Raw genomic sequence first — 13,737 nt, forward strand, 5'->3', positions numbered from 1 at the left:
CGGCGCGCATACCCCGGGGGGGATTTGACCGGAGGGCTCAGGGCGCCGGACGCGCTTCCAGCACCGCCACCTGCGCGCCCAGCCGGTCCAGCAGGCGCAGGCGCGGGCCCTGCATGGCCCACTGTTCGGTGGTGGCCAGCGCGAACATGAAGGCGCGCTCGCGCTCCATGTCACTCGCACACACCTGCAGTTCGCGGCGCGGGCCGCGCAGCATCTGCAGGGCCTGGCCGTTCAGGGTGTAGGTGCCGATGAGTTCGTTGCAACCGCCCGAGCCGGTCACGCGGCGGCCGTCGCTGTTCAACACGAAGTGCGGCATCTTGGCCGGGTCCTGCGCGGGCAGGGGCTGGCCATCGAGCGCCACCAGGGTCCAGCGCACGTTCTCGATCTTCGGCGCGGCGGGTTGCGCGCGGGTGTCGACAGGCCGCAGCAGCACGTCGGCGTGGGTCTTGCCCGAGTGGCCCAGCACAAGGTAGGCGCTGTCGGTGACGTACAGGGCCTTGCCGTCCACCAGGATCTCGGCACGCACCGAATAGCTGCCCTTCTCCTGCACCCGCCGTTGTTCCACGGGCAGGCTGAAGCGCAGTGGCTGCGGCCCGCTGGCGGGACCGGCGAAGTGGGCCAGCGTGGTGGAAAGGCCGTCGGCGCGGGACACGTCGGCGACCGAAACATCGAGCACCGCGTTCGGCGGCAGGGCGATCGGCCCTTCAAAGCGGGCCGTGCCGGTCACCGTGTAGGACGGTGGGTTGGTCACGGGCGTGCCGCAGGCGGAGAGCAGCAGGCCGGTGGCCAGGGCGCCGAGCAGGGGGCGGCGCGCCATGCGCGCGCCGGAGAGGGTCGACATCGTCATCGGGAGGCTCCTGAAAAATGGGATGGTGTGCGGACAGCCACCCCATTGTGCTCAGAAGTGCCCTTCAGACTTGTGAAAGCCTGCAACCAGGGTCAGGCAGCGGCGCTCAGGCGGAACACCGCCACCGCCCTGACGAGGTCTTCGGCCTGCTGCCGCAGGCTGGTGGCCGAGGCGGACATCTGCTCGACCAGCGCGGCGTTCTGCTGGGTGGTCTGGTCCATCTGGATGACGGCCTCGCCCACCTGCGAGACGCCCGCGCTCTGCTCGGCGCTGGCGCTGCTGATCTCGCCCACCAGATCGGACACACGGCGGATGCTGCCCACCACCTCCTGCATGGTGGTGCCGGCCTTGTCGGCCAGCGTGACGCCGCGCGCCACGCGCTCCACGCTTTCACCGATCAGGTCCTTGATTTCTTTCGCGGCCTGCCCCGAGCGCTGGGCCAGGTTGCGCACCTCGCCCGCCACCACCGCGAAGCCCCTGCCCTGCTCGCCGGCGCGCGCGGCTTCCACGGCGGCGTTCAGGGCGAGGATGTTGGTCTGGAAGGCGATGCCGTCGATCACCGCAATGATGTCGGCGATCTTGCGCGAGCTGTTCTCGATGCCCTTCATGGTGTCCACCACCTGGTTCACCACCTCACCGCCCTGCTGGGCCACGGTGGAGGCACCTTGCGCGAGCTGGTTGGCGGTGCGCGCGTGGTCGGCGTTCTGGGTCACGGTGCTGCCCAGCTGCTCCATCGATGCCGAGGTCTGTTCCAGCGCGCTGGCCTGGCTTTCGGTGCGGCGCGACAGGTCGCTGTTGCCCGAGGCGATCTCGGCGCTGCCGTTGGAGACCGCCTCGGCGCCCTGTCGCACGGCGTGCACGGACGTGGCCAACCGTTCTGTCATGGTGCGCAGCTTGGCCAGCGCGCTGTGCGTGTCGCCCTCGCGCACCCGCATCGACACACCGAGGTCACCGGCGGCCACGGCATCGGCGATGCGCTTGAGTTCATCCGGGTCCGCCCCCAGGGAGCGCACCACTTTGCGCAGGTAGATCGCCAGCCCGGCCAGCCCGAGGGCGACCACCACCACCGAGATCACCACGATGTTGCGATCGAGCACGGAGAGCGACTCGATCTCGTTGATGCGGAAGGCCAGGCGCTCGCCCTGCCGCTTCTTCTCCTTGGCCAGCGGTGCCAGCAAGGCATTGCGCGCGGGGATGGTGTGGTCCACCAGGTAGGCGAAAGCTTCCTCCTTCTTGCCCTCCTGGATGAGTTTCACATTGGCCTCACCGATGCGCCAGAACTCGGTCATGAGGGCCGGCAGGGGCGCGAACGCCTCGCGGCCGGCGTCGTCGATCATGCCCTCGCCGAAGACCTTGAGCGCGTCGAGCAACAGGCGCTTCTTCTCGCCGATGTCCGCCAGCGTGGCGTCGAGTTCCTGTGGGTTGCGCGAGAGGATCGCGTGGCGCACCTGCAGCGAGGTGCGGGTGACGTTGAGCTCCAGCTCGGCGATCGTCTGCAGCTGGGGCACATTGGTCTCATTGATGCGGTCGGCCGCCATCACGACCCGCCCCATCATGGTCCAGACGGTGCCGGCCAGCACCAGCAGCAGCACGACGAGCGTGGCGTTGATGAGCAGCAGCCGCTGCCCCAGATTCAAGCGTTGCGACATGGGTAACCTCCTCAGGTGGCCCAGATCGAGAGGCAACTTTCAGAACGAGACATCAACGCCGCAAGACCGGGCCCAGTCAGGTTATGTGGCCGCCAAGTGTCGCAATGCGGAAAAAAGCGAGGGAAAACAGGCCCGTTTCCCCGACGGGCCGTGCGTCAGTGGGCCGAAGTGCCGCGCAATCGCTCGATGATGCCGTTCAGGGCCTCCAGCGAACCGAACTGGATCGCCACCTCGCCCATGTCCTCGAAGCGCCCGTGGCGCTTGACGCGTTTCTTCACCCGCACCTCCACGTCCGCCGTCAGGAGGTCGGCCAGCTCTTCCTCCACCCGGCGGATGTCGCGCGACTTCTCTTTCTTGAGCTTTTGCGGCGCGAGCGCAAATTCGGCGCCCAGCTTCTTCACCAGGCCCTCGGCCTCGCGCACCGACATCTTCTTGGCGGCGATCTGGTTACCGGCCGTGATCTGGTGGGCCTTGTCCAGGGCCAGCAGCGCGCGCGCGTGGCCCATGTCGAGGTCGCCGGCCATCAGCATGGTCTGCACCGGCTCCGCCAGCTGCAGCAGGCGCAGCAGGTTGCTGGCCGCACTGCGCGAGCGCCCCACAGCCTGGGCCGCCTGTTCGTGAGTGAGCCCAAACTCTTTTACCAAGCGTTGCAGGCCGTGGGCCTCTTCCAGGGGGTTGAGGTCTTCGCGCTGAATGTTCTCGATCAGCGCCATGGCGGCGGCGGACTCGTTGGGCACGTCGCGCACCAGCACCGGTACGCTGTCGAGCCCGGCCAGCTTGGAGGCACGGAAGCGCCGCTCCCCGGCAATGATTTCGTACTTGCCGGCGTTCGGGCCGTCGGTCAGCTGGCGCACGAGAATGGGCTGCATCACGCCCTGGACCTTGATCGACTCCGCCAACTCGTACAACGCGCCCTCGTCCATGCGGGTGCGCGGCTGGTACATGCCCGCGACCAGCTCGGTCACGGGCAGGCTGCTGGGCGCGCCTTCAGCGGCGGCCGGTGCAGGTGCGCCCTCTTCCACCTTGGGGCCCAAGAGGGCTTCGAGTCCGCGGCCGAGGCCCTTGGGTTTCTTGGTGACCATCGGTCTTCTTCTTTCAAAAATCAGAGGTTCATGAGTTCGACCAGCACGGCGTGGCCGGCCGGCCAGTCGCCCAGGCCGGACTCGGCGTTGATGTGGCCGGCTTCGCCCAGATCGACGAAGCGCGAGCCCCAGGCCATGGCGAAGGCCTGCGCCCGCTCGAAACTGCAATAGGGGTCGTTGCGGCTGCCCACCAGCACGCTGGGAAAGGGCAGGCGCTGCATCGCAATGGGCGACCAGCTCGGCAGCACGGGCCGCATCTCTTCCCGCTCAGCGTCACCGGGCGCCACCAGCAAGGCGGCCTTCACCCGCGAGGTGTTCTGGGAGTGCGACGCCCAGGCCGCCGTGTGCAGGCAACCCAGGCTGTGGGCCACCAGCACGGCCGGCTCGTCGCAACCCAGCAGCACCTCTTCCAGGCGGGCGATCCAGTCACCGCGCTTGGGGCGCATCCAGTCGTGCTGCTCCACCCGGCGGTAGCCGTGCGTGGCTTCCCAGCGACTTTGCCAGTGCTCGGGCCCGCTGTTCTGCCAGCCGGGAAGGATGAGGATGTTCTGAGGTTTCACGTGAAACATCCCCGGTCACATCTTGCCGATGCGCGCGACCATCTCCTGCGCGAAGGCCACAAAAGCCTGGCTGCCCCGGGCCGCCGGGTCGAACACCACGCCCGGCAGGCCGTAGCTGGGCGCCTCGGCCAGGCGCACATTGCGCGGGATGACGGTGTCGAACACCTTGTCGCCAAAGTGGGCCTTGAGCTGGTCGCTCACCTGCTGCTGCAGCGTGATGCGGGGGTCGAACATGACGCGCAGCAGGCCGATGATGGCCAGGTCCTTGTTCAGGTTGGCGTGCACCTGCTTGATGGTGTTGACCAGATCGGTCAGTCCCTCCAGCGCGAAGTACTCGCACTGCATCGGCACGATCACGCCGTGCGCCGCACACAGGCCGTTGAGGGTGAGCATGGACAGGCTGGGCGGGCAGTCGATCAGCACGAAGTCGTAGGTGTCGCCCACCTCGGCCAGGGCGGTCTTCAGGCGCTTCTCGCGCCGCTCCACCTCCACCAGCTCGACCTCGGCGCCCGCCAGCTCACGGTTGGCGCCCAGCACGTGGTAGCCGCACTTCTCCGAATACACCGCCGCCTCGGCCACCGAGGCCGACTCCAGCAGCACGTCGTACACCGAGAGCGCCATCTGGCGCTTGTCCACGCCCGAGCCCATGGTGGCGTTGCCCTGGGGGTCCAGGTCCACCATCAGCACCCGCTGGCCCACCTTGGCCAGGCCGGCGGCGAGGTTGACGGTGGTGGTGGTCTTGCCCACCCCACCCTTCTGATTCGCCACACAAAAGATTTTTGCCATGGTGCTGCTTCTTATTTGGAGAGGGCCAGCTTGATGCCGAAGCCGATGAGGAAGACCCCCGCCAGCTTCTCCAGCGTGCGGCCGATGACCGGGTTGGCGCGCAGGCGCTCGGCCAGGAAGTGCGTGAGCAGCACCGCCACCAGGCCGTACAGGAAGGTCAGCACGGCCACGGTGGCGGCCATGGCACCAAAGGTGATCAGGCCCTGGTGGCGGGCCGGGTCCACGAAGAGCGGGAAGAAGGCCATGTAAAACACGATGGCCTTGGGGTTGAGCAAGGTGATGACGGCCGCTTGCTGGAAGTACTGCCGCGGGCGGATGTTCAGCACCGGGGCATCCCCCGGTTTGGCGGTCAGCATCTTCCAGCCCAGCCAGGCCAGGTAGGCCGCGCCCAGCCACTGCACCGCACTGAAAGCCGCCGGGTAGGCGGCCAGCAAGGCGGCCACACCGGCCACCGCCAGCCACATCAGCACCTGGTCACCGGCGATCACGCCGAAGGTGGCGGCCAGACCGCCGCTCACCCCGCCCTTGCTGGTGGAGGTGATCAGCGCCAGGTTTCCAGGCCCGGGAATGAGCAAAAAGAGGACGATGGCGGCCACGAAAGCGCCGTAATCTGCGATGCCGAACATGGAGGAACCCCGAGAAGTGGAGGGTCGAGTTTAAGCGCCCGCCACCCGCCGGCTGTGATGTTCAGGCAACAGCGGCGGGGCCCGGGCGCATCCAGACGATGCAGCGCTCGGCATCCAGGCCCGGCACCTGCAGTTGTTCCACGTGAAACACGTCCACCGCCGGGGTACCGGCACTCAGGGCGCTCAGCTCATCCGCCGGGTGTTTGCCCTTCATGGCCATCCAGACCCCGCCCTCGACCAGGGCACTGCGCGACCAGTTCGTGAAGTCAACCAAGGACGCGAACGCCCGCGAGCACACCACGTCATAACCCTGACCGGAGAGTGCGTTGAGACTCTCCACCCGGGCATGCAGGCCTCGCAGGTTGGGCAACTTGAGCGTGGCCGCCGCCTGCTGGATGAAGGCGGCCTTCTTGGCCACCGTGTCCACGCAGGTCACCTGAATCTGCGGGCAGGCGATGGCGATGACCACACCGGGCAGTCCGCCGCCCGAACCCACGTCCAGCAGTTGCAGCGCCCTGCCCTGTGTCTGCCGCAGCAAGGGGCCGATGGCGGCCAGGCTGTCGAGCAGGTGGTGCGTCATCATCTCGGCTGGGTCGCGCACGGCCGTGAGGTTGTAAACCTTGTTCCATTTCTGGAGCAGGCCCAGGTAGTCCAGCAGCAGGTCCACTTGACGGGCATCGAGGTCGAGCCGGAGCGACTGCAGCCCGGCCTGCAGGGTGGTGCGCAGATCGCTCATGCGGCGGCGTCGGCAGGCAAGGTGGCAAAGCCCTTGAAGCCACCCTTCTTCAGATGAATCAGCAACAGGGAGATGCTGGCTGGCGTGATGCCCGAAATGCGGGATGCCTGACCCAGGGTTTCGGGCCGGTGCTTGGCCAGCTTCTGCCGCGCCTCGAACGACAGCGCCGTCACCTGCAGGTAGTCCAGATCAGGCGGCAGCTTCAGGCCCTCGTAGTGGGCGGCACGCTCCACCTCGTTCTTCTGCCGGTCGATATAGCCCGAGTACTTGGCCGCGATCTCCAGTTGCTCCACCACCGGCTCCAACAATTCCGCCAGTGTTTCACGTGAAACCTCGGGCGCCACGTACTTGCCGCCGTCCATGCCAACCAGATCCACATAGGCCACGCCGGGCCGGCGCAGCAGGTCGAACAGGTTGTGCTCGTGCTCGATGGCTTTGCCCAGCACCCGCTCGCCCTCTTGCGCAGGCAGGTTGCGCGGGTTCACCCAGGTCGCCTTCAGGCGCTCTGTTTCACGTGAAACCGCGTCGCGCTTGCGGCAGAAGGCATCCCATTGCGCGTCCCCCACCAGGCCCAGGCGGCGACCGGCTTCGGTCAGGCGCATGTCGGCGTTGTCTTCGCGCAGTTGCAGGCGGAACTCGGCGCGGCTGGTGAACATGCGGTAAGGCTCGGTCACGCCCTGGGTGACGAGGTCGTCCACCAGCACGCCCAGGTAGGCCTCGTCGCGGCGCGGTAACCAGGCCGATTCACCCCGGCACTGCAGGGCGGCATTGAGCCCGGCGAACAGGCCTTGCGCCGCCGCCTCCTCGTAACCCGTGGTGCCGTTGATCTGGCCGGCGAAGAACAGGCCCTGGATCTGTTTGGTCTCGAAGCTGTTCTTGAGCGAGCGCGGGTCGAAGTAGTCGTACTCGATGGCGTAGCCCGGGCGCAGGATGTGCGCGTTCTCCAGCCCCGGCATGCTGCGCACCAGCGCGTACTGGATGTCGAAAGGCAGGCTGGTCGAAATGCCGTTGGGGTAGACCTCGTGCGTGGTCAGGCCCTCAGGCTCCAGGAAGATCTGGTGGCTGTCCTTGTCGGCGAAGCGGTTGATCTTGTCTTCCACGCTCGGGCAGTAGCGCGGGCCCACGCCCTCGATCTTGCCGGTGAACATGGGGCTGCGGTCGAAGCCGGAGCGGATGATGTCGTGCGTGCGCTCGTTGGTGTGCGTGATCCAGCACGGCACCTGCTGCGGGTGCATGGCCGTGCTGCCCATGAAGCTGAACACCGGCACCGGGCGGTCCGCGTTCATGCCACCGGGCACGCCGTCGCCGGGCTGCTCGGTGCACTTGGAATAGTCGATGCTGCGCCCGTCCAGGCGCGGCGGCGTGCCGGTTTTCAGGCGGCCTTGCGGCAGCTGCAGCTCTTTCAGGCGGGCCGAGAGCGACACCGCCGGCGGGTCGCCCGCGCGGCCGGCCGCGTAGTTGTTCAGCCCCACATGGATCTTGCCGTCCAGGAAAGTGCCGGCCGTCAGCACCACGGTGCGACCACGGAAGCGGATGCCCACTTGCGTCACAGCCCCCGTCACACGGTCACCTTCGACCATCAGGTCGTCCACCGCCTGCTGGAACAGCCAGAGGTTGGGCTGGTTTTCCAGTGTGCGGCGGATCGCGGCCTTGTAGAGCACGCGGTCGGCCTGGGCGCGGGTGGCGCGCACTGCCGGGCCCTTGGAGCTGTTGAGAATGCGGAACTGGATGCCGCCTTCGTCGGTGGCCAGCGCCATCGCGCCGCCCAAGGCATCGACCTCTTTGACCAGGTGGCCCTTGCCGATGCCCCCGATGGACGGGTTGCAGCTCATCTGACCCAGGGTCTCGATGTTGTGCGTGAGCAGCAGCGTGGCGCAGCCCATGCGCGCCGCGGCCAGCGCGGCCTCGGTGCCGGCGTGTCCGCCGCCAACGACGATGACGTCGAATTCCTGTGGGTACAACATGGTGCTTCTTCCGGGAAATGCAGGCCCGGTGCGCCCGGGCAACCTGCGATTGTCCCACCGTTGGGGATTTCCTGCCCCCTCCACCCTCTCCCCGAACGCAGGAATGCTGCGCGGCAGCGGTGCCAGAATCCGGGCCATGAGCACCCTCCCACCTCTTCTCGTCTTCGCGGGCAGCACCCGCGCCCAGTCCCACAACCGCCGTCTGGCGCAAGTCGCCGCCGACATCGCGCGCCACGCTGGCGCGCCGGTCACCCACATCGAACTGGCCGATTTCGACCTGCCGCTCTACAACGCCGACCTGGAAGCGCGCGGCACACCGGCCGCCGCGATCCGCCTCAAGGAGCTCTTCCATGCCCACCCGGCCTGGGTGATCTGCTCGCCCGAGTACAACGGCAGCTACACCGGCCTGCTCAAGAACACCATCGACTGGGTCTCCAGCCCCGTCAAGGGCGACCCCGAGTGGGGCGACGGCCTCAAGCCCTTCGCGGGCAAGGTGGTCGGCCTGCTGAGCGCCTCACCCGGCGGCCTTGGCGGCCTGAGAAGCTTGTCCCATCTATCTCCATTGCTATTGAATTTGCAGTGCTGGCTGACGCCGCGCCAGTTCGCGCTGGCGCGTGCGGGCGAGGCCTTCGACGCCAGCGGGCAGCTGGCCGAACCAGCGCGCCAGGGTGTCAAGGGTGTCGTCGATCAGGCACTGTGGGCGGCGCAACGTTTGGCCCTTTGATACGTCGGCCCTAGCGGTACACGCCGAGAAACGCCTCCCACGCTGTGCGCACCGAGTGGCCACTGCGCGCAATCGCCGGGTCAAGCACCGCCCTCATCTGCTGCAGAGGAATCCCATCTCCGGCGCTGACGCCCTGCTCAATCTGCCGAAGCAGATTGCTGAATGCAGGATAGCTTTGCTCCGCGTCCTGATGCAGGCTCGCGGCGACTTGCCGTGCAGCAGTGAGATACAAAGCCGACACGACCTCCGGGTACCCTGCCTGCCCCATCTGCTCGCGGCACTCGACAAGAAAGACCAAGGGGTTGTTGGGGTAGCGCACCTTCTGGAGCACAGGGAAGGTTTCGACGATCTGCAACAACTGCTCGTTCAGCGCCTGATCGCGAGGCAGCCTTTGGGCGATTGCAGTCAACCCACCGAGACAGTGGTTCCAGGCCGACTCCACGACCTCGGTGGGCTCCAGGCCACGCACGTGGGGTGCGAACTCTCCGATCAACCGGGCTTGCTCGTGTGCTGGCAAGCCCGATGCGCAAACGTCATCGAGCCATTGCCAAAGCGCCTGCTTCTTCTCGTTCTTCTTCAAATCATCCAGCGAAGCAACGATCCGGCCGCGCGCATGCCGCAGGTCATCCATCTGCACAGCCACCGCGTTCTCATCGAAATCGTCGACCTGCTGCAGACGGGCCTGGAGATCGGTGTGGTCGTCCACCGTGAATGTCGCCTCGCTGATCACGGGCGTGAAGCCCGGCTTCGTCGTATCCCACCAATCCTGCAGCACTTGCCGGTCCGCTGCGTTGAACCGTTGCCTCGCCACGGGTTGCAGACTGGTTGCAAACTGCCACCGCGCCGCGAACTCGCGTCGCTCCAGTTCGTGCTCCACATGCCCCAGCACCGTGACGAGCTGACTCCCCTGGGGGTAGCCGCTGGGGAGCAGGCCCAGCCGCACGGCAAGGTCTCGCACGGCATTGCCTGAGTGGTTGGAGGATAAAAATTCCAGAGACAGGGATTCGATGCGCAAGCTCTGGAGAGAGATCGAGTTCAAGAAGTCACACACTTTCTGAAGGGTCACAAAAAAAACGCGCACAGGCGCGTCGAGATGGACGCGCTGCACGCGATCCAACCCGTCGAAGTGGTGTGGGTCATCGAAACGGTTCGCTTGGCCCCGCGAACCGCGAGCGTCCGCCATTCAGCGCGTGCGCCGCAAGATCTCGTCCGCCAGCTTCTGGTACTCACCATTGAAATGGTGGTCGCCCGGCAGCGGCACCGGCGTCACCTGCGCGGCGGGCACGCGCGGGCAGATCGTGTCGCGGTCGTTGGTGCCGTAAACGCACAGTGTGTCGGCCGCCGTGAGCTTCTGCAGTTCGGGCTTGAGCGGCAGGCCACCGCTGTCGCGCTTGACCCAGTTGCTCAGCCGGAACTCGAACGACGCTTTTTCGCCCGGCCCGATCAATACCGTGCGCGCCACCAGCCCACGCGACACGGCCGGCAGGCGCGGCACCGCGAACGGCAACACGTCCGCGCCCTGCGAGTAACCGATCAGCAGCGCCCGGCTCTTCTTCCATTGCACCGCGAAGCTGCGCAGCACGCGGTCCAGGTCGAGCGCCAGGCCCTCGGGTGTGCGCGCCGACCAGAAGTAGCGCAGCGAGTCCAGCCCCACCACCGGCACGCCGGCCGCCGCGAACTTGGCAGCCAGCTCCTTGTCGATACCAGCCCAGCCCCCATCGCCCGAGAGCAACACGGCGAAGGTGTCCGAGGTGCCGGTGGAGGGCACCGGCACCAGCGGCAGGTCGGCCACGCCGGTGTCGGGCGCGAGCGGCGTCACGGCAGGCGCGCGGCTGAGCTTGCGCTGCGCGTCGAGCAGCGACGGTGTGGTGTCGGCACCCACCACGCTCACCAACTCGGCGCCACGCACCTGCGCCACGAAGTCCTGCACCTGCGCCGGTGCACAGGCCTTGTCCGCACCGCCTTGCAGCACCATCCAGGGGCCGTGCAGCTGCGGCGACGGCAACAGATTCAGCGCCGTGCGGTCGGCGCGGCGCGTGAAGTGCACGCCCTCGCCCTTGCACAGCGGCCGCTTTACCGCCAGCGCGGGGCAGAAGCCCATCGAGACCGCCCCGCCGAAGGTCTGCTCCGGCGCCTGAGCGAGCATCGCGTAGGCCAGCGTGCCGCCCTGCCCCTCGCCCACCAGCAACGGCGGGAAGTAGGCCGGCATCCGCGCGTAACCCTGCAGGAAGTGCGACAGGTTTTCCAGATCGCCATCGGGCAGCAGGCAGTCGCCGCCGTCCTTGGTGAGCGCGGCCAGCAGGCGCGGCGTGTGGATGCCAGCCACCAAGGCGCCCTGCCCGGCCAGGGCCTGCGCCTGGGCGGCCAGCGCCGGCGTCCAGCCGCCCTCACCCGAGAGGAACAGCACGAAGGACTTCGCTTCGCCTTGCGGCCGGTACAGCGCCAGGTCCTTGAAGTTGCCGTGCGACAGGGTCTCGGCGGCAGCGGACTTCACCGGGGCCTGCGCGAACGACACGCCAGGGAGCGACAGCGCAGCCAGCAACAGGCCGGTGGTGAGCAAAGCGCGGGTCATTTGGAGATCACCTTCCGCAGGCCGCCCGCGATCAGCGCGGCCACGTCGGCCAGAATGAAAAACGGCGCGAACCCACCCGGCGAAGCCAGGTAGCGCGGCTCCCACACCGGGTCGAACTTTTCCTTGAACGCCCGCAGCCCCTGGAAGTTGTAGAAGTTCTCGCCGTGGTTGAACAGCAGGCGGCCCAGGCGGTGCCAGTTCGGCGCCAGCGGGTGCTGCGCCATGCCCGAGAGCGGCACCATGCCCAGGTTGAAGCGCTGATACCCCTGCGCCTGGAAATACAGGATCGTCTGCGCGAACAGAAAGTCCATCGCGCTGCGGGGCGCATCCGGCAGCTGGCGCATCAGGTCCACGCTGGCCTCCAGCTTCTGGTCGGTGCGCAGCAGCGTGGCGAAGGCCACGATGCCCTCTCCCTGGCGCACCACCGCCACCGGCTGGCGCAACACATAGTCGCGCCGGAACGCGCCCAGCGAAAAAGCCTTTTCCGCCGTGTGGTGCTCGCTCAGCCAGGCATCCGAGATGGCCTGCAGCGAATCGAACACCGCCGCCACATCCTCCGGCGCCAGCACCTCGAAGCTCAAGCCGTCGCGCTGCGCTCGCGCCACGCCATGGCGCAGGTTCGCGCGCGCCTTGCCTTGCAGACTGAAGGTGGGCAGGTCCACCAGCGCGCACTCGCCCAGCTTGTGCACGCGCAGGCCCGCGTCCAGGTACACCGGCAGGCCCTCGGGCCGCACCTGGTAGAAGGCAGCTCTCCCGCCCGACTCGCGCGCCTGCTCCACGAAGCGCCACACCAGCTCGGCCCACTCGCTCACCGGGCCCACCGGGTCGTACAGAGCCACCCACGAGCGGCCGCGCCGCCCGAACATGATGAAGGCGCGCTGCGAGTCCGACACCATCAGGCTCTTGTCGCCCATCATCACCAGCCCCGCCCCCGCCGAAGGCTGGGCGCGCACGATGCGCGCCGCTTGGTCCAGCGCGCCGTTGTCCGGCTTGACCAGCACCGCCTGCGGCCGGCGCAGCAGGCGCCCCAGCGCCACCGCCAGCGTGATCAGGCACACCGCCACCAGCGCCCGCAGCGAACGCGGCGCATAACCGTCGAACTCGAACTGCCACCAGACCTGGTTCACGTAGTCCACGTCGCGGTACACGAAGAACAGCAGCGCCGTAACCGCCAGCACGACCGCGACCACCGCCGCCAGCCAGCCCCAGGTGAAGGCCTGCGAGAACAGCGCCGCGCGCCGGTTGAACTGCTTGCGCGACAGCGCCAGCGCGCCCGCCAGCACCAGCAGCAACACCGCCTCCGACACCGCAATGCCTTTGGGCAGGCACAGCACCAGGCTCACCAGCGCCAGCCCCAGCCCGGCCCACCACGAGGCATCCAGCCGCAGGAACATGCCGCGCGCCACGAACAGCAGCGCCAGCCCCGCGATGCTGCCCAGGAAGTGCGCCGCCTCCACCACCGGCAGCGGCATGTGGTGCGCCAGCAGCTCGGTCGCGTCCTCGGAAGCCGGCGTAACACCGGACACCAGCAGCACCACGCCCACCACCCAGGTGAAGGCCGACAACAGCAGCGGCGAGAGGCTGGCCGCAGCCTTCACCATCGGCGTGGCCGCGCCGCGCTGCCACTCGGCCCCGGCCAGCAACGCCACCGCCAGTGCCAGCGGCAGCAGGTGGTAGACCACGCGGAACATCACCAACGCCGCGGCCAGCTGTTCGGGAGGCACATGGTGGCCCAGCGCCAGCAGCATCACTGCCTCGAACACGCCCAGGCCCGCCGGCACGTGGCTGATCACCCCCAATGCGATCGCCAACGCAAAGAAGCCCACGAAGGCGGGAAACGCGATCGCACCGGCCGGCAGCAGAAACCACAGCGCGGCCGCGGCGGCCACCACATCGACCGCCGAAATCAGCAACTGCTGCGAGGCCAGCGACGCGCTGGGCAGGCGCAACACCACGCCCCGGAACACCGTCTCGCCGCCGCGCCGGCAAAAGCCGATGAACGCCCCCGCCGCCAGCAGCACCGCCACCGCCACCCCGCGCAGCAGGCCCGGTGGCGTGCCGAACACCGCCTGCACCGTGCCCGCGCCCCACACCAGCGCAGCCGCACCCACCACCACGATGCCGATGCCGAAACCGAAGGCGTTGAACACGATGGCGCGCGAGACCAAGCCCGCCTCCAGCCCCGCCGCCC

At 67.9% G+C, this 13,737-nt stretch carries 12 protein-coding genes; 1 reads left to right on the top strand and 11 read right to left on the bottom strand.

Features of this window, described 5'->3' with window-relative positions; translation table 11 throughout:
- Positions 1–37: 37 nt before the first annotated feature.
- The 8 genes from AC07ZS_RS25125 to mnmG all read right to left on the bottom strand — a co-directional run bounded on the left by AC07ZS_RS25125 (position 38) and on the right by mnmG (position 8,250).
- Positions 38–847 carry a YbaY family lipoprotein gene (locus AC07ZS_RS25125; RefSeq protein ID WP_494801206.1) on the bottom strand — a complete coding sequence of 270 codons (810 nt, stop codon included), beginning with the start codon at positions 845–847 and terminating at the stop codon, positions 38–40.
- 92 nt (positions 848–939) lie between these two features.
- A complete protein-coding gene (locus AC07ZS_RS25130; RefSeq protein ID WP_494801207.1) occupies positions 940–2,496 on the bottom strand; it encodes a methyl-accepting chemotaxis protein in 1,557 nt (518 codons plus the stop codon).
- 155 nt (positions 2,497–2,651) lie between these two features.
- On the bottom strand, positions 2,652–3,578 hold the full coding sequence (locus tag AC07ZS_RS25135; RefSeq protein WP_494801208.1) for a ParB/RepB/Spo0J family partition protein: 927 nt from the start codon (positions 3,576–3,578) through the stop codon (positions 2,652–2,654).
- Positions 3,579–3,598: 20 nt separating this feature from the next.
- Entirely contained in the window at positions 3,599–4,138 is a 540-nt protein-coding gene (locus AC07ZS_RS25140) for an RBBP9/YdeN family alpha/beta hydrolase (protein WP_494801209.1), read from the bottom strand.
- 15 nt (positions 4,139–4,153) lie between these two features.
- Positions 4,154–4,924, bottom strand: a complete 771-nt coding sequence (locus tag AC07ZS_RS25145) for a ParA family protein (RefSeq protein WP_494801210.1) — start codon at positions 4,922–4,924, stop codon at positions 4,154–4,156.
- Between the two features lie 11 nt (positions 4,925–4,935).
- Complete coding sequence (locus AC07ZS_RS25150; protein ID WP_494801211.1) at positions 4,936–5,550, bottom strand: LysE family transporter; 615 nt, start codon at positions 5,548–5,550, stop codon at positions 4,936–4,938.
- Between the two features lie 61 nt (positions 5,551–5,611).
- Positions 5,612–6,286, bottom strand: a complete 675-nt coding sequence (gene rsmG, locus AC07ZS_RS25155; RefSeq protein WP_494801212.1) for a 16S rRNA (guanine(527)-N(7))-methyltransferase RsmG — start codon at positions 6,284–6,286, stop codon at positions 5,612–5,614.
- Entirely contained in the window at positions 6,283–8,250 is a 1,968-nt protein-coding gene (gene mnmG / locus AC07ZS_RS25160; RefSeq protein ID WP_494801213.1) for a tRNA uridine-5-carboxymethylaminomethyl(34) synthesis enzyme MnmG, read from the bottom strand. The genes rsmG and mnmG overlap by 4 nt, the downstream gene beginning before the upstream one ends.
- A 136-nt stretch (positions 8,251–8,386) precedes the next feature.
- Between mnmG and AC07ZS_RS25165 the strand changes: the two genes are divergently transcribed.
- Positions 8,387–8,974 carry an NADPH-dependent FMN reductase gene (locus tag AC07ZS_RS25165; protein ID WP_494801214.1) on the top strand — a complete coding sequence of 196 codons (588 nt, stop codon included), beginning with the start codon at positions 8,387–8,389 and terminating at the stop codon, positions 8,972–8,974.
- A gap of 10 nt (positions 8,975–8,984) precedes the next feature.
- Here AC07ZS_RS25165 and AC07ZS_RS25170 read toward each other — a convergent pair whose 3' ends face one another.
- The 3 genes from AC07ZS_RS25170 to mprF all read right to left on the bottom strand — a co-directional run.
- Positions 8,985–10,157, bottom strand: coding sequence for a hypothetical protein (locus tag AC07ZS_RS25170; protein ID WP_494801215.1), 1,173 nt, complete (start codon positions 10,155–10,157; stop codon positions 8,985–8,987).
- Positions 10,158–11,546, bottom strand: a complete 1,389-nt coding sequence (locus AC07ZS_RS25175) for an AcvB/VirJ family lysyl-phosphatidylglycerol hydrolase (RefSeq protein ID WP_494801216.1) — start codon at positions 11,544–11,546, stop codon at positions 10,158–10,160. It lies immediately after the preceding gene.
- Positions 11,543–13,737: bifunctional lysylphosphatidylglycerol flippase/synthetase MprF (gene mprF, locus AC07ZS_RS25180; RefSeq protein ID WP_494801217.1), on the bottom strand; the 2,195-nt coding region annotated here is incomplete at its 5' end. The genes AC07ZS_RS25175 and mprF, both read right to left, overlap by 4 nt.

This window comes from Hydrogenophaga sp. GW456-12-10-14-TSB4 (assembly GCF_059424305.1).